Here is a 23,903-nt window from a genome sequence, read left to right on the forward strand (position 1 = left end):
CCCGAGGGCAGCCTTTTTGCGTTCGGCCAGTAAGGCTTACTTGCGGTCTTGCAGGGTCACGATGTCGCGCTGCTCGTAGCCGGTGTACAGCTGGCGCGGACGGCCGATCTTGTACGGGCTGGAGAGCATTTCCTTCCAGTGCGAGATCCAGCCGACGGTCCGCGCCAGGGCGAAGATCACGGTGAACATGCTGGTCGGAATGCCAATGGCCTTGAGGATGATGCCCGAGTAGAAGTCGACGTTCGGGTACAGCGAGCGCTCGACGAAGTACGGATCGGTCAGGGCGATCTCTTCCAGGCGCATTGCCAGTTCCAGCTGCGGGTCGTTCTTGATGCCCAGCTCGCTGAGCACTTCATCGCAGGTCTTCTTCATCACGGTGGCGCGCGGGTCGCGGTTCTTGTACACGCGGTGACCGAAGCCCATGAGCTTGAACGGGTCGTTCTTGTCCTTGGCCTTGGCGATGAACTTGTCGATGTTCGAGACATCGCCGATTTCATCGAGCATGGTCAGTACGGCTTCGTTCGCACCGCCGTGGGCTGGGCCCCACAGTGCGGCGATGCCGGCAGCGATACAGGCGAACGGGTTGGCACCCGAGGAGCCCGCCAGACGTACGGTGGAGGTGGAGGCGTTCTGCTCGTGGTCGGCGTGGAGGATGAAGATCCGGTCCATCGCCTTGGCCAGCACCGGGCTGATCGGTTTGATCTCGCACGGGGTGTTGAACATCATGTGCAGGAAATTTTCCGCGTACGACAGGTCGTTGCGCGGGTACATCATGGGCTGGCCCATGGAGTACTTGTAGACCATCGCGGCCAGGGTCGGCATTTTTGCGACCAGGCGTACCGCGGAGATTTCGCGGTGCTGCGGGTTATTGATGTCCAACGAGTCGTGATAGAACGCCGACAGGGCGCCGACCACGCCGCACATCACCGCCATCGGGTGGGCGTCGCGGCGGAAGCCGTTGAAGAACGACTTCAACTGCTCGTGAACCATGGTGTGGTTCTTCACCGTGCTGACGAACTGGGCCTTCTGCTCGGCATTCGGCAATTCGCCGTTGAGCAGCAGGTAGCAAGTCTCGAGGTAGTCCGACTGTTCGGCGAGCTGTTCGATGGGGTAGCCGCGGTGCAGCAGCACGCCCTTGTCGCCGTCGATGTAGGTGATCTTCGACTCGCACGAGGCGGTCGCCATGAAACCAGGGTCGAAGGTGAAGTGGCCGGATGCCCCCAACCCGCGGACGTCGATAACATCGGGACCAACGGTGCCGGTTAAAATGGGCAGCTCGACGGGGGCAGCGCCCTCGATGATCAACTGCGCTTTTTTGTCAGCCATGTGGCCTCCTATTAATGCTTGAAATCATCAGACAGACCCCCCACGCAGGGCCCGCACCACTATAGAGGGATAAATTCGAATGTCAATTTGCCTAAAGGCTGGTTGAAACGCCCTCTGAGGCCTGATTTTTCACGAAATTCTCGCCCGTTTACGCCTTTTGCTCACTAAAGGCAATGCGCTATTTGGGCTAGCCCCTCACGTTGTCATAAGCAGCCTAACTGTCTATACTCGGCAGCCGACTCTCAGGGGCTTTCAAGCCCGCCCTGCTGGGTGTCGTCGCTCTCCTGGGTGGTGGGTACCTGACCAGTACACTTACCAACAACTTTGCCCTGTTAGCTAGGGGCTCTTCAGTGTGAAAAAAGCCGTGAAAAGCCAACGACCTGTAAACCTAGACCTAAGGACCATCAAACTCCCGATCACCGCGTACACGTCCATTCTTCACCGTATCTCCGGCGTCATCCTCTTCCTCGGTCTTGCCATCATGCTCTACGCATTGGGCAAGTCGCTGGGTTCGGAGGAAGGCTTTGCCGAGGTGAAGGCGTGTCTGACCAGTCCGCTGGCCAAACTGGTGACCTGGGGCCTGCTGTCCGGCCTGCTGTATCACCTCGTGGCAGGTGTGCGCCACCTGATCATGGACATGGGTGTCGGTGAGACGCTGGAAGGCGGCAAGCTGGGCTCGAAAATCGTGATCGTCATCTCCGTGGTGCTGATCGTTCTGGCAGGAGTTTGGGTATGGTAACTAACGTCACGAACCTGTCGCGTTCGGGCCTCTACGACTGGATGGCGCAGCGCGTCTCGGCGGTCGTTCTCGCGGCTTACTTCATCTTCCTGATCGGCTACCTCGCCGCCCACCCGGGCATCGACTACGCCCAGTGGCACGCTCTGTTCACCAACAACGCGATGCGCATCTTCAGTCTGCTGGCCCTCGTTGCCCTGGGCGCCCACGCCTGGGTCGGCATGTGGACCATTGCCACCGACTACCTGACGCCGATGGCGTTCGGCAAGTCGGCGACTGCGATTCGTTTCCTGTTCCAGGCGGTATGCGGCGTAGCGATGTTCGCTTACTTCGTCTGGGGTGTGCAGATTCTCTGGGGTATCTGATTCATGGCTAACATTCCAACGATTTCCTTCGACGCCATCATCATCGGTGGTGGCGGCGCCGGCATGCGCGCAGCACTGCAACTGGCTCAAGGCGGCCACAAGACCGCCGTAGTCACCAAGGTGTTCCCGACCCGTTCGCATACCGTTTCCGCCCAGGGCGGCATCACCTGCGCCATCGCTTCGGCCGACCCGAACGACGACTGGCGCTGGCACATGTACGATACCGTCAAGGGTTCCGACTACATCGGTGACCAGGACGCTATCGAGTACATGTGTCAGGAAGGCCCGGCCGCGGTCTTCGAGCTGGATCACATGGGCCTGCCGTTCTCGCGTACCGAAACCGGTCGTATCTACCAGCGTCCGTTCGGTGGCCAGTCCAAGGACTTCGGTAAGGGCGGCCAGGCTGCCCGTACCTGCGCAGCCTCCGACCGTACCGGTCACGCGCTGCTGCACACCCTGTACCAGGGCAACCTGAAGGCAGGCACCACCTTCCTCAACGAGTACTACGCCGTTGACCTGGTGAAGAACCAGGACGGCGCGTTCGTCGGTGTGATCGCGATCTGCATCGAAACCGGCGAAACCATGTACATCAAGTCCAAGGCCACCGTGCTGGCGACTGGCGGTGCTGGCCGTATCTACGCCTCCACCACCAACGCCCTGATCAATACCGGCGACGGTATCGGCATGGCCCTGCGTGCCGGCGTACCGGTGCAGGATATCGAGATGTGGCAGTTCCACCCGACCGGCATCGCCGGCGCTGGTGTACTGGTCACCGAAGGTTGCCGCGGTGAGGGTGGCTACCTGATCAACGCCCACGGCGAGCGCTTCATGGAGCGTTACGCGCCGAACGCGAAAGACCTGGCCGGCCGCGACGTGGTCGCCCGTTCCATGGTCAAGGAAATCATCGCCGGCAACGGCGTGGGCCCGAACAAGGACCACGTGCTGCTGAAGCTGGATCACCTGGGCGAGGAAGTGCTGCACAGCCGCCTGCCTGGTATCTGCGAGCTGTCCAAGACCTTCGCCCACGTCGACCCTGTGGTCGCGCCGGTTCCGGTCGTGCCGACCTGCCACTACATGATGGGCGGCGTTGCCACCAACATTCATGGCCAGGCCATCACCATGGACGCCGAGGGCAAGGACCACATCATCCCGGGCTTGTTCGCCGTGGGCGAAGTGGCCTGCGTATCGGTCCACGGTGCCAACCGCCTGGGCGGCAACTCGCTGCTCGATCTGGTGGTGTTCGGCCGTGCCGCTGGTCTGCACCTGGAAAAAGCACTGACCGAAGGCGTCGAGTACCGCGATGCCAGCGACACCGACGTCGATGTTGCCCTGAACCGCCTGAACAAGCTCAACGAGCGTACCAGCGGCGAAGACGTGGCAAGCCTGAAGCGCGAGCTGCAGAGCTGCATGCAGAACTACTTCGGTGTATTCCGTACCGGCGAATACATGCAGAAGGGTATCGAGCAGCTGGCTGGCCTGCGTGACCGCATCGCCAACGTCAAGATCAACGACAAGTCCCAGGCCTTCAACACCGCGCGTATCGAAGCGCTGGAGCTGCAGAACCTGCTGGAAGTCGCCGAAGCTACCGCCATCGCGGCCGAAGCCCGTAAAGAGTCCCGCGGCGCGCACGCCCGTGAAGACTTCGAAGACCGTGACGACGAGAACTGGCTGTGCCACACCCTGTACTACCCGGGTGAGAAGCGCGTCGCCAAGCGCGGCGTCAACTTTGCGCCGAAGACAGTTCCTGCCTTCGAACCAAAAGTCCGGACTTACTAAGGGTGGCTGCTATGTTGAAAGTCGAAGTTTATCGCTACAACCCCGACACCGACTCGGCGCCCAAGATGGAGTCGTTCGACGTCGATACCGGCGGCAAGGACCTGATGGTTCTGGACGTGCTGGCACTGATCAAGGAAAAGGACGAGGGCTTCTCGTACCGTCGCTCCTGCCGTGAAGGCGTGTGCGGTTCCGACGGCATGAACATGAACGGCAAGAACGGCCTGGCCTGCATCACTCCGCTGTCGGGCGTGGTCAAGGGCAACAAGCTGATCCTGCGTCCGCTGCCTGGTCTGCCGGTCATTCGTGACTTGGTGGTCGATATGAGCATCTTCTACAAGCAGTACGAGAAGGTGAAGCCGTTCCTGCAGAACGATACGCCGGCCCCGGCCATCGAGCGTCTGCAGTCGCCGGAAGACCGCGACAAGCTGGACGGTCTGTACGAGTGCATCCTGTGCGCTTGCTGCTCGACCTCCTGCCCGTCGTTCTGGTGGAACCCGGACAAGTTCCTGGGCCCCGCCGCCCTGCTGCAGGCCTATCGCTTCCTGGCTGACAGCCGTGACACCAAGACTCAGGAGCGCCTGGCGTCCCTGGATGACCCGTTCAGCGTGTTCCGCTGCCGCGGGATCATGAACTGCGTGAACGTTTGCCCGAAGGGACTGAACCCGACCAAGGCAATCGGCCACGTACGTAACATGCTGCTGCAAAGCGGTACCTGATTCAAAACGTTGTACCTGCAGTAAGCCGAGGTGCGGGTGGTGAGCCCGCACTGAGGTAAAACCCGAGCAAGGGCCCACAAAGCCCGCGCTCATTACCTATGAAGATATGAGACCAGCAGGGGCTTTCCGGGCTGGTACCCGGAAAATCAGCAGGATCCAAGTGGCGTGGTTCAGTCGCTGTGTTCGGACTTTTCCAGGTTTGCTGTGGCTCTCGCCGATCAGTCCCCTAACCGAGGGTGACCAAGCATGCAAGAAAGCGTGATGCAGCGCATGTGGGAAAGCGCCCACCTTTCAGGTGGTAACGCTGCATATGTGGAAGAGCTTTATGAGCTCTACCTGCACGACCCTAACGCTGTGCCAGAAGAGTGGCGCACTTACTTCCAGAAGTTGCCCGCCGACGGCAGCACCGCTACCGATGTATCGCACTCGACGATCCGCGACCATTTCGTACTGCTGGCAAAGAACCAGCGCCGCGCCCAACCGGTTTCCGCCGGGAGCGTGAGCACAGAACACGAGAAGAAGCAGGTTGAAGTACTGCGACTGATCCAGGCCTATCGTATGCGCGGCCATCAGGCTGCCAAGCTCGACCCGTTGGGGTTGTGGCAGCGCCCTGCGCCCGTAGACCTGTCGATCAATCATTACGGCTTGACCAATGCCGATCTTGATACGACCTTCCGTGCCGGCGACCTGTTCATCGGCAAAGAGGAAGCGAGCCTACGCGAAATTTTCGAGGCGCTCGAGAAGACATATTGTCGCACCATTGGTGCCGAATTCACCCACATCGTCGATTCCGAGCAGCGCAGCTGGTTCCAGCAGCGCCTGGAAAGCGTACGTGGCCGTCCGGAATTCTCCGCCGACGTGCAGGCTCACCTGCTCGAGCGCGTCACGGCCGGTGAGGGCCTGGAGAAGTACCTGGGCACCAAGTACCCGGGCACCAAGCGCTTCGGTCTGGAGGGTGGCGAAAGCCTGATCCCGATGCTGGACGAAATGATCCAGCGCTCCGGCTCCTACGGTACCAAGGAAGTCGTGATCGGCATGGCCCACCGTGGCCGCCTGAACGTGCTCGTCAACACCTTCGGCAAGAACCCGCGCGAGCTGTTCGACGAGTTCGAAGGCAAGAAGATGAACGAGCTGGGCTCCGGTGACGTGAAGTATCACCAGGGCTTCTCCTCCAACGTGATGACCCCCGGTGGCGAAGTCCACCTGGCCATGGCGTTCAACCCCTCCCACCTGGAAATCGTCTCGCCAGTGGTGGAAGGTTCGGTTCGCGCCCGCCAGGATCGCCGCAACGACAGCGTTGGCGACAAGGTTCTGCCGATCTCGATCCACGGTGACGCAGCGTTCGCCGGCCAGGGCGTGGTCATGGAAACCTTCCAGATGTCGCAGACCCGCGGTTTCAAGACCGGCGGCACCGTGCACATCGTAATCAACAACCAGGTCGGTTTCACCATCAGCAACCCGCTGGACGCGCGCTCCACCGAGTACGCCACCGACGTTGCCAAGATGATCCAGGCGCCGATCCTGCACGTGAACGGCGACGATCCGGAAGCGGTGATGTTCGTCACCCAGCTGGCCATCGACTACCGTATGCAGTTCAAGCGTGACGTGGTCATCGACCTGGTCTGCTACCGCCGTCGTGGCCACAACGAGGCCGACGAGCCGAACGGCACCCAGCCGCTGATGTACCAGCAGATCAGCAAGCAGCGCACCACCCGTGAGCTGTATGCCGAGCAACTGATCAGCGCCGGTCGCATCGACGCCGAACGCGCCCAGGCCAAGATCGACGAGTACCGCAACGCCCTGGACAACGGCCTGCACGTGGTCAAGAGCCTGGTCAAGGAGCCGAACCGCGAGCTGTTCGTCGACTGGCGTCCCTACCTGGGCCATGCCTGGACCGCGCGTCACGACACCCGCTTCGACCTCAAGACCCTGCAGGAACTGTCGGCCAAGCTGCTCGAGCTGCCAGAGGGCTTCGTCGTCCAGCGTCAGGTCGCGAAGATCTACGAAGATCGCCAGAAGATGCAGGCCGGTGGCTTGCCGATCAACTGGGGTTACGCAGAGACCATGGCCTACGCCACTCTGCAGTTCGAAGGTCACCCGATCCGCATGACCGGCCAGGACATCGGCCGTGGCACCTTCTCGCACCGTCACGCGGTGCTGCACAACCAGAAGGACGCCAGCACCTATGTGCCGCTGAAGAACCTGTTCCCGGGCCAGCCGCGCTTCGACCTGTACGACTCCTTCCTTTCGGAAGAGGCGGTACTGGCGTTCGAATACGGCTACTCGACCACCACGCCGAACGCGCTGGTGATCTGGGAAGCCCAGTTCGGCGACTTCGCCAACGGCGCGCAAGTGGTGATCGACCAGTTCATCACCAGCGGCGAGCACAAGTGGGGCCGTCTGTGCGGTCTGACCATGCTGCTGCCACACGGTTATGAAGGGCAGGGCCCGGAGCACTCCTCCGCGCGTCTGGAGCGTTACCTGCAGCTGTGCGCCGAGCACAACATCCAGGTGTGCGTGCCGACCACCCCGGCACAGATCTACCACCTGCTGCGTCGTCAGGTCATCCGCCCGCTGCGCAAGCCGCTGGTGGTGCTCACTCCAAAGTCGCTGCTGCGCCACAAGCTGGCCATCTCGACCCTGGAAGACCTGGCCGAAGGCTCGTTCCAGACCGTGATCCCGGAAATCGATACCCTCGATCCGGCCAAGGTCGAACGCCTGGTGCTGTGCGGCGGCAAGGTCTACTACGACCTGCTGGAAAAACGCCGTGCCGAAGGCCGCGAAGACATCGCCATCGTGCGTATCGAACAGCTGTATCCGTTCCCTGAGGACGACCTGGTCGAGATCCTTGCGCCTTACACCAACCTCAAGCATGCAGTGTGGTGTCAGGAAGAGCCGATGAACCAGGGCGCCTGGTACAGCAGCCAGCACCACATGCGCCGTATCCTGGGCCGCCACAACAAGGCACTGGTCCTGGAATACGCCGGCCGCGACGCATCCGCCGCGCCAGCCTGTGGTTACGCTTCGAAGCACGCCGAACAGCAGGAAAAACTGCTGCAAGACGCCTTCACTGTCTAACGCCTTCGCGCACCTGAAACCGAATTTAAGGAAACACAGATAATGGCTATCGAGATCAAAGCCCCAACCTTCCCGGAATCGGTTGCCGATGGCACCGTTGCCACCTGGCACAAGCAGCCGGGCGACGCCGTCAAGCGTGACGAGCTGATCGTCGACATCGAAACCGACAAAGTCGTCCTGGAAGTCCTGGCCACCGCCGATGGCGTGCTGGGCGCCATCGTCAAGGGCGAGGGCGACACCGTCCTGTCCGACGAAGTGCTGGGCTCGATCGTTGAAGGCGGCGCCGCTGCCGCCGCACCAGCTGCCGCTCCGGCCGCTGCTGCACCGGCTGCCGCTGCTGCCGCCGACGCTGGTGAAGACGACCCGGTTGCCGCGCCTGCCGCGCGCAAGCTGGCCGAAGAGAACGGCATCGACCTGGCTACCGTTGCCGGCACCGGCAAAGGCGGTCGCATCACCAAGGAAGACGTGGTTGCGGCTGTTGCCAACAAGAAGTCCGCGCCTGCCGCCGCTCCGGCTGCCAAGCCTGCCGCTGCTGCCGCTGCCCCGGTTGTGGTTGCCGCTGGCGACCGCACCGAGAAGCGCGTGCCGATGACCCGTCTGCGCGCCAAGATCGCCGAGCGTCTGGTCGAAGCCCAGTCGAACATGGCGATGCTGACCACCTTCAACGAAGTCGACATGACCGAAGTCATGGCCCTGCGTTCGAAGTACAAAGACCTGTTCGAGAAGACCCACAATGGCGTGCGCCTGGGCTTCATGTCGTTCTTCGTCAAGGCTGCCACCGAGGCGCTGAAGCGCTTCCCAGCGGTCAACGCCTCGATCGACGGCAACGACATCGTCTACCACGGTTTCGCTGACGTCGGCGTCGCCGTCTCCAGCGATCGCGGCCTGGTGGTTCCGGTCCTGCGCAACGCCGAGTCGATGTCGCTGGCCGAAATCGAGAACGGCATCGCCACCTTCGGCAAGAAGGCCCGTGATGGCAAGCTGTCGATCGAAGAGATGACCGGCGGTACCTTCACCATCACCAACGGTGGTACCTTCGGCTCGATGATGTCGACCCCGATCGTCAACCCGCCGCAGGCTGCCATCCTGGGCATGCATAACATCATCCAGCGCCCGATGGCCATCAATGGCCAGGTCGTGATCCGTCCGATGATGTACCTGGCGCTGTCCTACGACCACCGCCTGATCGACGGCAAGGAAGCGGTAACCTTCCTGGTGACCATCAAGAACCTGCTGGAAGATCCGTCTCGCCTGCTGCTGGACATCTAATCAACTAGCTGCGCGCCGCCGGCCCCGTTTTTCAAGAGACGGGGCCGTGCGGTACGCGGCTTGTAGCTTGTAGCTGATAAGGAATCTTTTATGACCCAGAAATTCGACGTAGTGGTGATTGGTGCAGGTCCTGGCGGCTATGTTGCCGCCATCAAGGCTGCCCAACTCGGTCTGAAGACTGCCTGTATCGAGAAGTACACCGACGCCGAGGGCAAGCTGGCCCTGGGCGGCACCTGCCTGAACGTAGGTTGCATTCCTTCCAAGGCGCTGCTGGACAGCTCCTGGAAGTACAAGGAAGCCAAAGAGAGCTTCAACATCCACGGTATCTCCACTGGTGAAGTGAAGATGGACGTCGCCGCGATGGTTGGCCGCAAGGCCGGCATCGTCAAGAACCTGACCGGTGGTGTTGCCACCCTGTTCAAGGCCAACGGCGTCACTTCGATCCAGGGCCACGGCAAGCTGCTGGCCGGCAAGAAAGTCGAAGTCACCAAGGCTGACGGCACCACCGAAGTCATCGAAGCCGACAATGTGATCCTGGCTTCCGGCTCGCGTCCGATCGACATTCCACCGGCTCCGGTCGACCAGAACGTCATCGTCGACTCCACCGGCGCCCTGGAGTTCCAAACTGTACCGAAGCGCCTGGGCGTCATCGGTGCCGGCGTGATCGGCCTGGAACTGGGCTCGGTCTGGGCTCGCCTGGGTGCCGAAGTCACCGTCCTGGAAGCCCTGGACACCTTCCTGATGGCTGCCGACACCGCTGTGTCGAAAGAAGCCCAGAAGACCCTGACCAAGCAAGGCCTGGACATCAAGCTGGGCGCTCGCGTCACCGGCTCGAAAGTCAACGGCAACGAAGTCGAAGTCACCTACACCAACGCCGAAGGCGAGCAGAAGATCACCTTCGACAAGCTGATCGTCGCGGTCGGCCGTCGTCCGGTGACCACTGACCTGCTGGCTGCCGACAGCGGTGTGACCATCGACGAGCGTGGCTACATCTTCGTCGATGACCACTGCGCTACCAGCGTTCCGGGCGTATTCGCCATCGGTGACGTGGTGCGTGGCATGATGCTGGCGCACAAGGCCTCGGAAGAGGGCATCATGGTCGTCGAGCGCATCAAGGGCCACAAGGCCCAGATGAACTACGACCTGATCCCGTCGGTCATCTACACCCACCCGGAAATCGCGTGGGTCGGCAAGACCGAACAAGCCTTGAAGGCCGAGGGTGTTGAGGTTAACGTAGGCACCTTCCCGTTCGCGGCCAGCGGCCGTGCGATGGCAGCCAACGATACCGGTGGTTTCGTCAAGGTCATCGCCGACGCCAAGACCGACCGCGTCCTGGGTGTTCACGTGATTGGCCCATCGGCTGCCGAACTGGTACAGCAGGGCGCGATCGCAATGGAATTCGGCACCAGTGCCGAGGATCTGGGCATGATGGTCTTCAGCCATCCGACCCTGTCCGAAGCGTTGCATGAAGCAGCGCTGGCGGTGAATGGCGGTGCCATTCACGTCGCCAACCGTAAGAAGCGTTAATTATAAGAAACCACGGCGGTCTGCCCGTCGTGGGTCTTGCGTGCAAGACTCACCGCGGAACGTCCGCCGGACCGGATCACATGGGAAAACCCGGGGTCAACGGTCACAGGTGGTGCGGCGCCAGTAATGGCGCAGCGCCGAAGCGCAGTACCTAACGAAGACGGTAAAAAGCATGAATCTTCACGAGTATCAGGGTAAGCAGCTGTTCGCTGAATACGGCCTGCCAGTTTCCAAGGGTTTCGCAGTCGACACCCCTGAAGCTGCAGCAGAAGCCTGCGACAAGATCGGCGGTTCCGAGTGGGTTGTAAAAGCCCAGGTTCACGCTGGTGGTCGCGGTAAAGCGGGCGGCGTCAAGCTGGTTCGCAGCAAGGAAGACGCCAAGGCGTTCGCTGCCCAGTGGCTTGGCAAGAACCTGGTTACCTACCAGACCGACGCCAATGGTCAGCCAGTTTCCAAGATCCTGGTCGAATCCTGCACTGACATCGCCAAAGAGCTGTACCTGGGCGCTGTAGTCGATCGTTCGAGCCGCCGCATCGTGTTCATGGCTTCCACCGAAGGTGGCGTGGACATCGAGAAAGTCGCTCACGACACTCCTGAGAAGATCCTCAAGGCCACCATCGATCCGCTGGTCGGCGCTCAGCCGTTCCAGGGTCGCGAGCTGGCGTTCCAGCTGGGCCTGGAAGGCAAGCAAGTTCAACAGTTCGCCAAGATCTTCGTAGGCCTGGCCAAGCTGTTCAAGGATCACGATCTGGCCCTGCTGGAAGTGAACCCGCTGGTGATCAAGGCCGATGGCGATCTGCACTGCCTCGATGCCAAGATCAACATCGACGCCAACGCCATGTACCGTCAGCCTAAGCTGAAGACCTTCCACGACCCGTCGCAGGACGACGCCCGTGAAGCCCACGCCGCCAAGTTCGAACTGAACTACGTTGCCCTCGAAGGCAACATCGGCTGCATGGTCAACGGTGCCGGCCTGGCCATGGGTACCATGGACATCGTCAACCTGCACGGCGGCAAGCCTGCCAACTTCCTCGACGTTGGCGGCGGCGCTACCAAAGAGCGCGTTACCGAAGCGTTCAAGATCATTCTGTCGGACAGCAATGTCGCGGCCGTACTGGTCAACATCTTCGGCGGCATCGTTCGCTGCGACATGATTGCCGAAGGCATCATCGGTGCGGTGAAAGAAGTCGGCGTCAAGGTTCCGGTTGTCGTTCGCCTTGAAGGCAACAACGCCGAACTGGGCGCTAAAGTACTGGCAGAAAGCGGTTTGAACATCATTGCGGCAACCAGCCTGACCGACGCTGCTCAACAAGTTGTCAAAGCTGCGGAGGGCAAGTAATGAGCGTCCTGATCAATAAAGACACCAAAGTCATCTGCCAGGGCTTCACCGGCTCGCAGGGTACTTTCCACTCCGAACAAGCCATCGCCTACGGCACCAAGATGGTCGGCGGCGTTACCCCAGGCAAGGGTGGCACCACCCACCTGGGCCTGCCGGTGTTCAACACCGTGAAAGAAGCCGTAGAGGCCACCGGCGCTGACGCGTCGGTCATCTACGTACCGGCTCCTTTCTGCAAGGACTCGATCCTGGAAGCCGCCTTCGGTGGCATCAAGCTGATCGTCTGCATCACCGAGGGTATCCCTACCCTCGACATGCTGGACGCCAAGGTCAAGTGCGACGAGCTGGGCGTGACCCTGATCGGCCCGAACTGCCCAGGCGTGATCACTCCGGGCGAGTGCAAGATCGGCATCATGCCAGGTCACATCCACCTGCCAGGCAAGGTCGGTATCGTTTCGCGTTCCGGAACCCTGACCTACGAAGCTGTCAAGCAGACCACCGACGCCGGCTTCGGCCAGTCGACCTGCGTCGGCATCGGCGGTGACCCGATCCCGGGCTCCAACTTCATCGATATCCTGAAGCTGTTCCAGGAAGATCCGAAGACCGAAGCGATCGTCATGATCGGTGAGATCGGCGGTTCCGCTGAGGAAGAAGCCGCGGCCTACATCAAGGCCAACGTGACCAAGCCTGTCGTTTCCTACATCGCCGGTGTTACCGCACCAGCGGGCAAGCGCATGGGCCACGCTGGCGCCATCATCTCTGGTGGCAAGGGTACCGCGGACGAGAAGTTCGCCGCCCTGCAGGACGCTGGTGTTAAGACCGTGCGTTCCCTGGCTGACATCGGCAAGGCCCTGGCCGAGCTGACTGGCTGGGAAGTCAAGAAGTAAGCAATACGTAGTACCCCCCACGCGCACAGAGGCCACCTTCGGGTGGCCTTTGTCGTTGTTGGGGGATTACTTTGTGTCGCAGAGTTGCACACATGCGGAATTTCCTATGACCTCTATCAGGATTTTCAACCAGACATTCGCTTGAATACGCAATAAATTGTCGCTTAACACGGTCAACCAGACGACAAACACATACGCACATCGGACAAGCAGCACTGTGCCAGTGCGTTTGTCGGGCAAAACAGGTAGGCTACGCGTTCACTCTGTGCCCGTACCCCAAAAGGGAACGACACGCTAAACGGGTCTGGCTCACCAAGCCGGGCAGCATTTCCCTTCATCCTATGGGAAATCCCCTCCGACTCCCGATTTCAGCAGTGTGGTATTTCCTTAAATGAAAGAGTTAAAAGGCCAGGATATCCTGGCGCTTGGCTTTATGACGTTTGCGCTTTTCGTAGGCGCCGGCAACATCATCTTCCCGCCCATCGTCGGCCTGCAGTCCGGTCCGCACGTGTGGATGGCCGCGCTCGGCTTCCTGGTTACCGCCGTGGGCCTGCCGGTCATCACCGTGGTCGCCCTGGCCAAGGTCGGTGGCGGCATGGACGCCCTGAGCAGCCCTATCGGCAAGTTCTTTGGCGGCCTGCTGGCGGCGGTGTGCTACCTCTCGGTTGGCCCGCTGTTCGCTACCCCGCGCACCGCGACCGTGTCGTTCGAAGTGGGCGTGGCGCCGCTGACCGGTGAAAGCCCGATCGCGCTGCTCATCTACAGCGTGGTGTACTTTGCCGTGGTCCTGGCCGTGTCCATGTACCCGGGCAAGCTGCTCGACACCGTGGGGCGTTTCCTGGCGCCGTTGAAGATCATCGCCCTGGCTGTGCTGGGCATCGCGGCGTTCGCGTTGCCAGCCGGCACCATCGGCGAGGCCCAGCCTGCTTACGCCGCCGCCGCGTTCTCCAAAGGTTTCTCCGATGGTTACCTGACCATGGACACGTTGGGAGCCCTGGTCTTCGGTATCGTCATCGTCAATGCCATCCGCTCGCGCGGAGTCGAGTCGCCGAAGCTGATCACCCGCTATGCCATCATCGCGGGGCTGATTGCCGGCGTGGGCCTGGTCCTGGTGTATGTCAGCCTGTTCCGCCTCGGCGCGGGCAGCCATGACATCGCCGCCGATGCCACCAACGGTGCGATGGTATTGCATGCCTATGTGCAGCACACCTTCGGTTCGCTGGGCAGTGGTTTCCTGGCGGTACTGATCGCGCTTGCCTGCCTGGTCACCGCCGTGGGTCTGACCTGCGCCTGTGCCGAGTACTTCAGCCAGATCCTGCCGCTGTCGTACCGTGCCCTGGTGGTGATCCTGGCTGGTTTCTCGCTGGTGATCTCCAACCTGGGCCTGACCAAGCTGATCATGTTCTCGATTCCGGTGCTGACGGCGATCTACCCACCGTGCATCGTGGTCGTGGGCCTGAGCTTCGTGAAAGACCTGTGGAACTCGCCAACCCGCATCCTGGCCCCAGTCATGCTGGTGTCGCTGGTGTTCGGCGTTGTCGACGCCATCAAGGGCAGCAGCTTCGCCCACGTGCTGCCTGACGCCATGGCTCACCTGCCGTTCAGCAATGAAGGCATGGCCTGGCTGGTGCCTTCGGTGGTCACCCTGGCCGTCGCCGTGGTCTGCGACCGCATGCTGGGCAAGCCGCGCGAGGCGCTGGCCTGATGGATTGAAACCCAATGGTGGGGCGCTGGCCAAAAGCCGAAGGGCCCCCGTCAAAGGTGGATATCGAAACCCCGCTGCCGAAAGGCGCGGGGTTTTTTATTACCGTCTTTCTGTTCTGGCCTCATCGCCGGCAAGCCGGCTCCCACAGAGGGGCAGTGATCCCTTGTGGGAGCCGGCTTGCCGGCGATGAGGTCAGTGCAGGCAAAAACTGAACGCCAGACACGTGTCTTTTAACGAATCCGGGCGTCGAAAACCGGTCTGTTTCTCTTTAAAGGGATTCCTGCATGACCTTCATCCAAAACAACCTGGGCAACCTCCTGGCCGTCTGCTGGTTCGCCATCTGCTGGGGCGGCTACACCCGCTATGCCACCTGGAAGGGACGTGATACTGCGTGCCTGGCCAGCGTGTTGCACCTTTACCGCGAGGATTGGATGCGCCGTATGCTGCTGCGCGACAATCGCATCGCCGATGCCAGCGTAATCGGCAACCTCGAGCGCAACGCATCGTTCTTCGCCTCCAGTACCCTGATCATCCTTGCCGGCATCCTCACCGTGCTTGGAGCGTCCGACCGTGCATTGTCGCTGCTGGCCGACCTGCCACTGGTGCAGCAGGCCTCCCAGGGCATGTCGGAAATCAAGCTGTTGTGCCTGGCGACGGTGTTCGTCTATGCGTTCTTCACTTTCAGCTGGTGCATGCGTCAATACAACTTCGCCGCAGTGTTGGTGGGCTCGGCGCCAATGATCGGCGAACGTCAGGTCAACGAGCTCGAACGCAAGGCTTTCGCTTCCCGGGCGGCGCGGGTGCTGTCGCTGGCCGCCAACCAGTTCAACCTGGGCTTGCGCTCTTACTATTTCGGCATGGCCATGTTGAGCTGGTTCATCAGCCCCTGGTTGTTCATGGCTATGAGCGTGGGTGTGGTGTTCATCCTGTATCGTCGGGAATTCCATTCACATGTGTTGGAAGTGATGGTATTCACGCCCACCGAAAGTGCCTCGGTAGATGCAGGGAGGGAAACTTCCGATGGTGCTGGGTGAAGCCTTTCAGCTTTAAATGGCAGGTATAAAAAAACCCGACATTGTCGGGTTTTTTTACTGCTCGATTACTGCTTGGCAGGCTCAGCAGGTGCAGTGGTCGGCGCTGGGGTGGTCGGTGCGGCTTCCTCGGCGGCCTTCTGCTGCGCTTCGGCCTGATCTTTGGCGGCTTCGGCGTTTTCCTTGGCGGCTTCGTTCATCTTATCCTGAGCTTCGCCCATCTTCTCTTGGGCTTGCTCGGCGTGTTGCTGTGCGTCCTGGGCTTTGTCTTCGCTCGCTTTATCGCAAGCAGCCAGGCCCATGGCAGCGGCCAGCATCAGAGCAAAAGCAAAAGGTTTACGCATGGGGTGTTTCTCCTGGGTGGAATAACTTTGTATGTTCCTTCGAGTACGCCACTGACGAATAAGTTCAACGCAGGTTACAGATATATAACTGCCCGGCCTATATAGACTTTTTACCCATTTTATGCGGCGGCGGACAATGAATGAGACTCCATTGATGGCGATGGCCGAGCGTTTTCTCTCGGCGCTGAAACATTGCCAGGTACTGCAAATGCGCGTGCATCATGCCGACGCCGACGGCATGACACTGGTACTGCCCTGGTCGCCGGCCATTGTCGGCAATCCGCAGAATGGTGCGGTTCACGGCGGCGTGCTGACCACGCTGATGGACACCACCTGCGGCATGGCCACGCTCTGCGCGCTACCACGTTTCGAGGTGTGCCCGACGCTGGACCTGCGCATCGACTACATGCATCCGGCCGAGGCGGACAAGGACATCTACGGTCATGCCCAGTGCTACCGGGTGACCCGCGATGTGATCTTCACCCGGGGTACGGCCTACCAGGACGACCCCGCGCAACCGATCTGTCAGGTGGTCGGCACCTTCATGCGCCTGGGGCAGGACGTCAAGGGTGGCATCCGCTTCGGCAACAGCCTCAAGGAGGGTCGCGCGTGATTCCCGCCGACATCCGCCAGCAACTGAACCAGGCCCACGCCCGGGGCGATTACCAGCCTTTGCTGGCGTTGATCCCGTATGCCGGACTGATCGGTATCGAATGCGAGCGCCAGGGCGAAGACCTGTTGTTCCGCCTGCCGGCCAATCCGGACAATATCGGCAACCCGTTGCTGCCGGCGATCCATGGCGGCGTGATCGCCGGGTTCATGGAGCTGTCCGCGGCGCTCTACCTGCTGATCTACAGCGAAAGTGCGAGCATCCCGAAGATCATCGACTTCTCCATCGATTACCTGCGTGCCGGCCATTTCCGTGACACCTACGCCCAGTGTCAGCTGTGGCGCCAGGGGCGGCGGGTGACCAACGTCGCCATCACCGCCTGGCAGGGCGATCGCGACACCCCGATCGCCACGGCGCGTGCGCATTTCAAGATTGAACCCGAAAAGCCCTTGAAATAGTCAGGGCTGCCCCCATCTGCTGGACATCCGCCATCAAAAGCCGTCCCGACGGCCGCCAGGCGTCACCAACCAACAGATTGGAGTTTTGAAGACCATGAGTGTGGAGACTCAAAAAGAAACCCTGGGCTTTCAGACCGAGGTAAAGCAACTGCTGCACCTCATGATCCATTCCCTGTATTCGAACAAGGAGATCTTCCTGCGCGAGCTGATCTCCAACGCCTCCGACGCCGCCGACAAGCTGCGCTTCGAGGCCCTGGCCAAGCCTGAGCTGCTCGAAGGCGACGCCGACCTGAAGATCCGCGTCAGCTTCGACAAGGCCGCCAACACCGTGACCCTCGAGGACAACGGCATCGGCATGAGCCGCGAAGACGTGATCGCGCACCTGGGTACCATCGCCAAGTCCGGCACCGCCGACTTCATGAAGAACCTCACCGGCGACCAGAAGAAGGACTCGCACCTGATCGGTCAGTTCGGCGTGGGCTTCTACTCCGCGTTCATCGTCGCCGACAAGGTCGACGTGTTCAGCCGTCGCGCCGGCCTGCCGGCTGCCGAGGGCGTGCACTGGTCGTCGAAAGGCGAGGGCGAGTTCGAAGTCGCCACTGTCGACAAGCCGCAGCGCGGTACCCGCATCGTCCTGCACCTGAAGAAGGGTGAGGATGAATTCGCCGATGGCTGGCGCCTGCGCAACGTGGTCAAGAAGTACTCCGACCACATTGCTCTGCCGATCGAGCTGCCCAAGGAGCAGGCTGAGGCCGCCGAAGGCGAGGAAAAGCCGGCGCAGGAATGGGAAACCGTCAACCGCGCCAGCGCCCTGTGGACCCGTTCGCGCACCGAGGTGAAGGACGAGGAGTACCAGGAGTTCTACAAGCACATCGGCCATGACTTCGAGAACCCGCTGGCCTGGAGCCACAACAAGGTCGAAGGCAAGCTCGAGTACAACTCGCTGCTGTACGTGCCGGCCCGCGCGCCGTTCGACCTGTACCAGCGCGAAGCGCCACGCGGCCTGAAGCTGTACGTGCAACGCGTGTTCATCATGGACCAGGCAGAGTCGTTCCTGCCGCTGTACCTGCGTTTCATCAAGGGTGTGGTCGACTCCAACGACCTGTCGCTGAACGTTTCCCGCGAGATCCTGCAGAAAGACCCGATCATCGACTCGATGAAGACCGCGCTGACCAAGCGCGTGCTGGACATGCTGGAGAAACTGGCGAAGAACGAGCCTGAGCAGTACAAGGGCTTCTGGAAGAACTTCGGTCAGGTGCTGAAGGAAGGCCCGGCCGAAGACTTCGCCAACAAGGAGAAGATCGCCAGCCTGCTGCGCTTCGCTTCCACCCATGACGACAGCGGCGAGCAGAGCGTCGCCCTGGCCGACTACCTGGCCCGCGCCAAGGAAGGCCAGGACAAGATCTACTTCCTGACCGGCGAATCCTACGCCCAGGTCAAGAACAGCCCGCACCTGGAAGTCTTCCGCAAGAAAGGCATCGAAGTGCTGCTGCTGACCGACCGCATCGACGAGTGGCTGATGAGCTACCTCAACGAGTTCGACGGCAAGGCCTTCGTCGACGTCGCCCGCGGCGACCTGGACCTGGGCAAGCTGGACTCCGAAGAGGACAAGAAGGCCCAGGAAGAAGTCGCCAAGGACAAGGAAGGCCTGGTCGAGCGTCTCAAGGGCGCGCTGGGTGACAGCGTTGCCGAGGTGCGTGTCTCGCATCGCCTGACCGACTCGCCGGCGATCCTCGCCATCGGCGAACAGGACCTGGGCCTGCAGATGCGCCAGATCCTCGAGGCCAGCGGGCAGAAGGTGCCGGAGTCCAAGCCGATCTTCGAGTTCAACCCGAGCCACCCGCTGATCGAGAAGCTCGATGGCGAGCAGAGCGAAGACCGCTTCGCCGAGCTTTCGCATATCCTGTTCGACCAGGCGGCCCTGGCGGCCGGTGACAGCTTGAAGGATCCGGCGGCCTACGTACGCCGGCTCAACAAGCTGCTGGTCGAGCTGTCGGCTTGACCTGAGGCAAGAAAAGCCCGCTTCGGCGGGCTTTTTCATGTCTGCCGTTGCCACGAATACATCTATCCTGTCCTGACCCGTGAACGCCCAAGGAGAGCTGAATGAGCAAGGTCATCGTCGAGTCGTTGGTTTATCACCTGTCAGGCAAGGCTTACGAAAGCCGCCTGGTCTACGCCCCGGGCGCGCTGCCGCAGCCGGGCCTGGTGATGGCGCCGAACTGGATGGGTATCGGCGAGGGCGCCGAACGTATCGCCAAGGAAGTGGCCGAGCAAGGCTATGTGGTGCTGATTGCCGACTTGTATGGCCAGTCGGTGCGGCCGTCCAATGCTGACGAAGCCGGTACGGCGATGATGCCGCTGAAGAACGACCGCGCCGAACTGCGCAAGCGCATGCAGGAAGCGCTGGCGCAATTGCTGGGGCAATCGAAGGCGTTGTTGGCGCCCGGCAAGGTGGCCACCTTCGGCTTCTGCTTTGGTGGTTGCTGTGCTCTGGAGCTGGCCCGTACCGGCGCCGACCTGAAGGCCGCCGTTTCTTTCCACGGCACCCTGGACACACCAAGCCCCGAGGATGCTAAGCGTATCAAAGGCTCCGTGCTGGTACTGCATGGTGCTTCCGATCCGTTGGTGCCGAAGGAGCAATTGCCAGCCTTCGAGGAAGAGATGAACGCCGCCAAGGTCGACTGGCAACTGCTTAGTTATGGTGGCGCTGTGCATTCGTTCACCGATCCGAACGCCAATGTGCCGGGCAAGATGCAGTATGACCGGCGTACGTCCGAGCGGGCGTTCCGCTCGATGCATAACTTGCTCAAGGAAGTGTTCGCAGGCTGAACGTTCAGGGGCCTGCGACGCAGCCCCATCGCCAGCAAGCCGGCTCCCACAGAAGCAATGCAAATTCCTGTGGGAGCCGGCTTGCCGGCGATGGGCCGCGAAGCGGCCCCCGTTAACGCGGCAGTTCGATCCGCCCGTTTTCCCCCGGTACCACTGGCCAATCCCCCGCCGCCCAGCGCGCCCGGGCCGACTCTATCAATGCCGGATCACTGGCGACGAAGTTCCAGTTCATCCGCCGCGGCCCATCCAGTGGCGCGCCGCCGATCAACACCAGCTGGCACGTTTCCTCGGCATACAACACCACCTCTTCGCCCTCGGGCAGCACGACCAGGCTGCATGGCTCGACCTCCTCGTCATCCAGCATCAACTCACCTTCGAGCAGGTACAGCGCGCGCTGCGCGTGCTCCGTCGGCACGATCAAGGTGGTAGCCGCTTGCATGTGTACATGGGCATAGAGCGTGGGGGAGAGCACTGGCACGGGGGACTTCAGGCAGAAACCTGTGCCGGCGATCATGCGGACTCGCACGCCGAGGCTGTCGCTGATCGGCAGCCTGTCGGCCGGGTGATGGCTGTAGCTCGCCAGCCCTTGTTCGGCGCTTTGCGGCGAGGCCAGCCAAACCTGCAGCCCATGCAGCCTTGAGCCCTGTTCGAGCGCCTCGGCCGGGGTGCGCTCGACGTGCGCCACGCCTGCCCCGGCGGTCATCCAGCTGACATCGCCCGGCAGCACGCGCTGGTCCGAGCCGAGGCTATCTTTGTGCTGGATCTCGCCTTCGAACAGGTAGGTGAGGGTGGACAGGCCGATATGCGGGTGCTGGCGGATGTCCATGCCATGGCCGGGGGCGTAGTCGGTTTCCAGCATATGGTCGAAGAATACGAAGGGCCCGATGCTGCGGCACTGGGCCGAGGGCAGTGGGCGCAGGATGGGTTGGCCCTCGACCGACTCGGCGCGTGGGCGGATGACCAGGGGGCTGCTCATGGCGAAACTCCGGGCAGGCAAGGGACGTCTGCAAGCATAGCGGTTCGTGGCGCGGGGCTGAACCGTCGCTGAAGGGGGCGGGTCTACTCTTGCGGTATTGGCAAAGGAGCCTGAGATGATCGCCCGCACATTGGCCTGCCTGCTATTGAGCATGGGCTTGTTCGACAGCGTACATGCCCGCGACTACCGCTACAGCGATGCGCACCTGCATTACGTGGATTTCTTCCAGGAAACCGAGGGCATGCCGGCCTTGCTCAAGGCCATGGACGAGGCCGGGGTAGAGCAGTCGATGATCTCCGGCATTCCGGTGGCCAAAAAATGGCACGAGGACGAACCCAAGCGCCCGCGCTACTACGCCGGCGACGATGCCGATGCATACTGGTACAGCGCCACCGACCTGTACGTTGCCGCCGCGCTGGAAAAGCTGCCTGCCGAACAGCGCAAGCGCTTCCATCCGTTTCTTACCGGCTTCAACCCGGTAGACAAGAATGCCGTCAACCATATCGAGCGCATGCTCGAACTTTATCCGGGGTTGTGGCAGGGCATCGGCGAGGTATTCACCCGCCATGACGACCTCACCGCCCTGACCAGCGGCGATACACCGCGGGCCAACAACGAAGCCATGACCCGCATCTATCACCTGGCCGCCGAGCGCGACCTGCCGGTGCTGTTGCATTCGAACATCACCTCCAAGCGCGAGCGCAACCCGCTGTACCTGGCGGAAATCGAAGAGCCGTTGCGTAACCACCCGCATACCCGCTTCATCTGGGCCCATGCCGGCAGCAGCGTGGAGATTCACCGGCACCAGGAGCGCATGGACTTTCTCCTGCCGGTGCTAACCCGATTGCTCGAGGACTATCCAAACCTGTACGTGGACTTGTCCTGGAGCGTGCTCGAGCCCTACCTGCTGGATGAGCAGGGCGTGCCACGCAAAGCCTGGGTCGAACTGGTCGTGCGCTTTCCCGAGCGCTTCATGCTCGGGTCCGATGTGGTGGGGCGCTTCGGCAGCATCGGCGAGCAGATGCATGCTTTCAATCCATTCCTCGATGCCTTGCCTGAAGCGGTGGCAGAGCGCGTGAGCCGGAGGAATTTTGTCGAACTGCTGCCAAAAAGCGCGAAATAGCGAGTTTCATGCACGGATAGCTTTTTGATATCGCCTTTTCGTCTTACGCAATTTCCAGATGGCCCGATACCTTTTTTAAGCAATGGAATATCACGCTTGGGAGGGATCCTGGAAATGAGCCTGAGACGCTTGAACATCGCGCCGCGCGCCGGCCTTGGCTTTGGCATCATGGCGCTGCTGGTAGTGGCGCTGGGCGGCTTCGCGCTGCAGCAGATGACCAACATGCGCCAGCAGTCCGAGCAGGTCGACAACAACTGGCTGCCGAGCGTGATCTCGGTGGGCCGCATGACCCAGGACATGCTGCGCATCCGCGCCTTGACCCTGCGCCTGCTGGTCAACACCGACCCGGTCGCCCAGCAGCAGAACCGTGCCCGCATCGACGAGGTCAAGGGTGGCCTGAGCAAGGCTCAGAGTCACTACGATGCCTTGATCGTGCTTCCTGAGGAGCGGACGTTGTTCGACCGTTACCAGGGCCTTGAGCGTCAATACATGACCTTGCAGGGGCAGGTGGTGCAATTGGCCACCGATGGGCATGTCCAGGCAGCGGCGGCGCTGGTAAACGGCGAGATGAACCAGTTGGCCGACCAGATGACGGCGACCCTCAACGAGCTGATCGAGCTGAACAACCATCAGGCCAACTCAGCCACCGACCTGGCCGAGGCCGTGTACAACGGTGCGAAGGTCTGGGTCGGCGTGTTGCTGGTGATCGCCCTGAGCCTCACCGTGGTGCTCGCCCTGGCCTTGACCCGTAGCATCGTGCGGCCGCTCGGCCAGTCGCTGAAGGTGGCCGAGACGGTCGCCACTGGCGACCTGACTCCACAGATCACCGTGCAGGGCGATGACGAGCCGGCGCGCCTGCTGGCGGCGCTCAAGAGCATGCAGCAGAGCCTGCGCGAGACCATCGGGCGAATTTCCGACTCGGCCAGCCAACTGGCCTCGGCCTCCGAAGAGCTGAGCGCGGTCACCGAAGACGCCACCCATGGTCTGCAACAGCAGAGCATGGAGATCGAGCAGGCCGCGACCGCAGTGAACCAGATGACCGCGGCAGTGGAGGAGGTGGCGAGCAACGCGGTGGCTACCTCCGAGGCCTCGCGTGAGTCGGACCAGATTGCCCGCCGTGGGCGCGAGCAAGTGCGGGCGACTGTCACTGCCATCGAGGCGCTGGCCACTGGCGTGGCGGGCAATGCCGAGGAGGTCGGGCAACTGGCTCAGCAGGTGCATGACATCAGCAAGGTGCTGGATGTGATCGGCTCGATTGCCGAGCAGACCAACCTGCTGGCGCTCAATGCGGCCATCGAGGCGGCGCGGGCTGGTGAGGCCGGGCGCGGATTCGCCGTGGTCGCCGACGAGGTGCGGGCGCTGGCCCACCGTACGCAGAGCTCGACCCAGGAGATCGAGCAGATGATCGTCGCCATCCGCAGCGGTGCCGAGCGGGCCGTGCAGGGCATGCAGCACAGCGATGCCCAGGCCCGTTCGACCCTTGACGGTGCCCATGCCGCGGGCCAGGCGCTGGAGGCGATCGCCGCGGCCATCGGCCAGATCAACGAGCGCAACCTGGTGATCGCCAGCGCCTCGGAGCAGCAGGCCCAGGTGGCGCGGGAGGTGGACCGCAACCTGACCACTATCCGCGACCTGGCGCACCAGTCCTCGGCCGGGGCCGAGGAGACGTCAGCCGCGAGCCAGGCGTTATCGCGGTTGGCGGTGGACCTCAACACCTTGGTACAACGGTTTTCAGTGTAAGAGTCATCGCGGTGTACAAACAAAAACGCCCCGACCTAGGTCGGGGCGTTCTCGTTCAGCGTGTCAGGCGA

At 61.7% G+C, this 23,903-nt stretch carries 20 protein-coding genes and 1 pseudogene; 18 read left to right on the forward strand and 3 right to left on the reverse strand.

Annotated features, from left to right (window positions below; genetic code table 11):
- Positions 1 to 36 precede the first annotated feature (36 nt).
- Positions 37 to 1,326, reverse strand: a complete 1,290-nt coding sequence (gene gltA / locus KSS90_RS08755) for a citrate synthase (protein WP_217869032.1) — start codon at positions 1,324 to 1,326, stop codon at positions 37 to 39.
- Positions 1,327 to 1,678: 352 nt separating this feature from the next.
- On the opposite strand from gltA, the gene sdhC reads away from it, so the two are divergent.
- From sdhC to KSS90_RS08810, 11 genes are all read left to right on the forward strand, one after another.
- Positions 1,679 to 2,065, forward strand: coding sequence for a succinate dehydrogenase, cytochrome b556 subunit (gene sdhC / locus KSS90_RS08760; RefSeq protein ID WP_023628897.1), 387 nt, complete (start codon positions 1,679 to 1,681; stop codon positions 2,063 to 2,065).
- A complete protein-coding gene (gene sdhD, locus KSS90_RS08765) occupies positions 2,059 to 2,427 on the forward strand; it encodes a succinate dehydrogenase, hydrophobic membrane anchor protein (protein ID WP_023628896.1) in 369 nt (122 codons plus the stop codon). The genes sdhC and sdhD overlap by 7 nt, the downstream gene beginning before the upstream one ends.
- Positions 2,428 to 2,430: 3 nt before the next feature.
- Positions 2,431 to 4,203, forward strand: coding sequence for a succinate dehydrogenase flavoprotein subunit (gene sdhA / locus KSS90_RS08770; RefSeq protein WP_023628895.1), 1,773 nt, complete (start codon positions 2,431 to 2,433; stop codon positions 4,201 to 4,203).
- An 11-nt stretch (positions 4,204 to 4,214) separates the two neighbouring features.
- On the forward strand, positions 4,215 to 4,919 hold the full coding sequence (locus tag KSS90_RS08775; RefSeq protein ID WP_172231853.1) for a succinate dehydrogenase iron-sulfur subunit: 705 nt from the start codon (positions 4,215 to 4,217) through the stop codon (positions 4,917 to 4,919).
- Between the two features lie 246 nt (positions 4,920 to 5,165).
- Positions 5,166 to 7,997, forward strand: a complete 2,832-nt coding sequence (locus KSS90_RS08780; RefSeq protein WP_102684706.1) for a 2-oxoglutarate dehydrogenase E1 component — start codon at positions 5,166 to 5,168, stop codon at positions 7,995 to 7,997.
- Between the two features lie 42 nt (positions 7,998 to 8,039).
- Positions 8,040 to 9,266: a 2-oxoglutarate dehydrogenase complex dihydrolipoyllysine-residue succinyltransferase gene (odhB, locus tag KSS90_RS08785; protein ID WP_046854766.1), complete on the forward strand. Its 1,227-nt coding sequence runs from the start codon at positions 8,040 to 8,042 to the stop codon at positions 9,264 to 9,266.
- Between the two features lie 90 nt (positions 9,267 to 9,356).
- Positions 9,357 to 10,793 carry a dihydrolipoyl dehydrogenase gene (gene lpdA, locus KSS90_RS08790; RefSeq protein ID WP_217869033.1) on the forward strand — a complete coding sequence of 479 codons (1,437 nt, stop codon included), beginning with the start codon at positions 9,357 to 9,359 and terminating at the stop codon, positions 10,791 to 10,793.
- A gap of 172 nt (positions 10,794 to 10,965) precedes the next feature.
- Positions 10,966 to 12,132 carry an ADP-forming succinate--CoA ligase subunit beta gene (sucC, locus tag KSS90_RS08795; RefSeq protein WP_023629628.1) on the forward strand — a complete coding sequence of 389 codons (1,167 nt, stop codon included), beginning with the start codon at positions 10,966 to 10,968 and terminating at the stop codon, positions 12,130 to 12,132.
- Positions 12,132 to 13,016 carry a succinate--CoA ligase subunit alpha gene (gene sucD, locus KSS90_RS08800; protein ID WP_004376004.1) on the forward strand — a complete coding sequence of 295 codons (885 nt, stop codon included), beginning with the start codon at positions 12,132 to 12,134 and terminating at the stop codon, positions 13,014 to 13,016. The genes sucC and sucD overlap by 1 nt, the downstream gene beginning before the upstream one ends.
- Before the next feature lie 391 nt (positions 13,017 to 13,407).
- The gene (gene brnQ, locus KSS90_RS08805) at positions 13,408 to 14,721 is read left to right on the forward strand and encodes a branched-chain amino acid transport system II carrier protein (RefSeq protein WP_217869034.1); all 1,314 of its coding nucleotides are present in this window, start codon (positions 13,408 to 13,410) and stop codon (positions 14,719 to 14,721) included.
- A 284-nt stretch (positions 14,722 to 15,005) separates the two neighbouring features.
- Positions 15,006 to 15,755 carry a DUF599 domain-containing protein gene (locus tag KSS90_RS08810; protein ID WP_217869035.1) on the forward strand — a complete coding sequence of 250 codons (750 nt, stop codon included), beginning with the start codon at positions 15,006 to 15,008 and terminating at the stop codon, positions 15,753 to 15,755.
- Positions 15,756 to 15,820: 65 nt separating this feature from the next.
- Here the strand turns inward: KSS90_RS08810 and KSS90_RS08815 are convergent, their stop codons facing one another.
- Positions 15,821 to 16,096 (reverse strand): hypothetical protein, encoded by a 276-nt coding sequence (locus KSS90_RS08815; RefSeq protein ID WP_050706517.1) that lies wholly within the window; start codon positions 16,094 to 16,096, stop codon positions 15,821 to 15,823.
- A gap of 136 nt (positions 16,097 to 16,232) precedes the next feature.
- Between KSS90_RS08815 and KSS90_RS08820 the strand changes: the two genes are divergently transcribed.
- The 4 genes from KSS90_RS08820 (at position 16,233) to KSS90_RS08835 (ending at position 19,993) form a co-directional block, all read left to right on the forward strand.
- A complete protein-coding gene (locus KSS90_RS08820; protein ID WP_217869036.1) occupies positions 16,233 to 16,709 on the forward strand; it encodes a PaaI family thioesterase in 477 nt (158 codons plus the stop codon).
- On the forward strand, positions 16,706 to 17,164 hold the full coding sequence (locus KSS90_RS08825; protein ID WP_217869037.1) for a PaaI family thioesterase: 459 nt from the start codon (positions 16,706 to 16,708) through the stop codon (positions 17,162 to 17,164). Before KSS90_RS08820 ends, KSS90_RS08825 begins: the two co-directional genes overlap by 4 nt.
- 94 nt (positions 17,165 to 17,258) lie before the next feature.
- Entirely contained in the window at positions 17,259 to 19,166 is a 1,908-nt protein-coding gene (gene htpG, locus KSS90_RS08830) for a molecular chaperone HtpG (protein ID WP_102684712.1), read from the forward strand.
- A 101-nt stretch (positions 19,167 to 19,267) separates the two neighbouring features.
- Entirely contained in the window at positions 19,268 to 19,993 is a 726-nt protein-coding gene (locus KSS90_RS08835; RefSeq protein WP_217869038.1) for a dienelactone hydrolase family protein, read from the forward strand.
- Between the two features lie 112 nt (positions 19,994 to 20,105).
- Here the strand turns inward: KSS90_RS08835 and KSS90_RS08840 are convergent, their stop codons facing one another.
- Positions 20,106 to 20,969: a pirin family protein gene (locus KSS90_RS08840; protein WP_217869039.1), complete on the reverse strand. Its 864-nt coding sequence runs from the start codon at positions 20,967 to 20,969 to the stop codon at positions 20,106 to 20,108.
- Between the two features lie 115 nt (positions 20,970 to 21,084).
- Between KSS90_RS08840 and KSS90_RS08845 the strand changes: the two genes are divergently transcribed.
- The 3 genes and pseudogenes from KSS90_RS08845 to KSS90_RS25860 all read left to right on the forward strand — a co-directional run bounded on the left by KSS90_RS08845 (position 21,085) and on the right by KSS90_RS25860 (position 23,832).
- Positions 21,085 to 22,092 (forward strand): amidohydrolase family protein, encoded by a 1,008-nt coding sequence (locus KSS90_RS08845; RefSeq protein WP_217869040.1) that lies wholly within the window; start codon positions 21,085 to 21,087, stop codon positions 22,090 to 22,092.
- Positions 22,093 to 22,206: 114 nt separating this feature from the next.
- Positions 22,207 to 22,977: pseudogene (locus tag KSS90_RS25855) on the forward strand (MCP four helix bundle domain-containing protein); the annotation flags it as partial.
- Between the two features lie 114 nt (positions 22,978 to 23,091).
- Positions 23,092 to 23,832, forward strand: coding sequence for a methyl-accepting chemotaxis protein (locus tag KSS90_RS25860; RefSeq protein ID WP_437180085.1), 741 nt, complete (start codon positions 23,092 to 23,094; stop codon positions 23,830 to 23,832).
- Positions 23,833 to 23,903 lie beyond the last annotated feature (71 nt).

The organism is Pseudomonas maumuensis (genome assembly GCF_019139675.1).
GTDB lineage: Bacteria > Pseudomonadota > Gammaproteobacteria > Pseudomonadales > Pseudomonadaceae > Aquipseudomonas > Aquipseudomonas maumuensis.

Coding starts and splice junctions, on each gene's coding strand:
- KSS90_RS08775 (WP_172231853.1), top strand. CDS start 4,215: ATGTTGAAAGTCGAAGTTTATCGCTACAACCCCGACACCGACTCGGCG.
- htpG (WP_102684712.1), top strand. CDS start 17,259: ATGAGTGTGGAGACTCAAAAAGAAACCCTGGGCTTTCAGACCGAGGTA.
- lpdA (WP_217869033.1), top strand. CDS start 9,357: ATGACCCAGAAATTCGACGTAGTGGTGATTGGTGCAGGTCCTGGCGGC.
- gltA (WP_217869032.1), bottom strand. CDS start 1,326: ATGGCTGACAAAAAAGCGCAGTTGATCATCGAGGGCGCTGCCCCCGTC.
- KSS90_RS08835 (WP_217869038.1), top strand. CDS start 19,268: ATGAGCAAGGTCATCGTCGAGTCGTTGGTTTATCACCTGTCAGGCAAG.
- brnQ (WP_217869034.1), top strand. CDS start 13,408: ATGAAAGAGTTAAAAGGCCAGGATATCCTGGCGCTTGGCTTTATGACG.
- KSS90_RS08810 (WP_217869035.1), top strand. CDS start 15,006: ATGACCTTCATCCAAAACAACCTGGGCAACCTCCTGGCCGTCTGCTGG.
- sucC (WP_023629628.1), top strand. CDS start 10,966: ATGAATCTTCACGAGTATCAGGGTAAGCAGCTGTTCGCTGAATACGGC.
- KSS90_RS08845 (WP_217869040.1), top strand. CDS start 21,085: ATGATCGCCCGCACATTGGCCTGCCTGCTATTGAGCATGGGCTTGTTC.
- sucD (WP_004376004.1), top strand. CDS start 12,132: ATGAGCGTCCTGATCAATAAAGACACCAAAGTCATCTGCCAGGGCTTC.
- sdhA (WP_023628895.1), top strand. CDS start 2,431: ATGGCTAACATTCCAACGATTTCCTTCGACGCCATCATCATCGGTGGT.
- KSS90_RS08815 (WP_050706517.1), bottom strand. CDS start 16,096: ATGCGTAAACCTTTTGCTTTTGCTCTGATGCTGGCCGCTGCCATGGGC.
- KSS90_RS08780 (WP_102684706.1), top strand. CDS start 5,166: ATGCAAGAAAGCGTGATGCAGCGCATGTGGGAAAGCGCCCACCTTTCA.
- KSS90_RS08840 (WP_217869039.1), bottom strand. CDS start 20,969: ATGAGCAGCCCCCTGGTCATCCGCCCACGCGCCGAGTCGGTCGAGGGC.
- KSS90_RS25860 (WP_437180085.1), top strand. CDS start 23,092: ATGGAGATCGAGCAGGCCGCGACCGCAGTGAACCAGATGACCGCGGCA.
- sdhD (WP_023628896.1), top strand. CDS start 2,059: ATGGTAACTAACGTCACGAACCTGTCGCGTTCGGGCCTCTACGACTGG.
- odhB (WP_046854766.1), top strand. CDS start 8,040: ATGGCTATCGAGATCAAAGCCCCAACCTTCCCGGAATCGGTTGCCGAT.
- KSS90_RS08820 (WP_217869036.1), top strand. CDS start 16,233: ATGAATGAGACTCCATTGATGGCGATGGCCGAGCGTTTTCTCTCGGCG.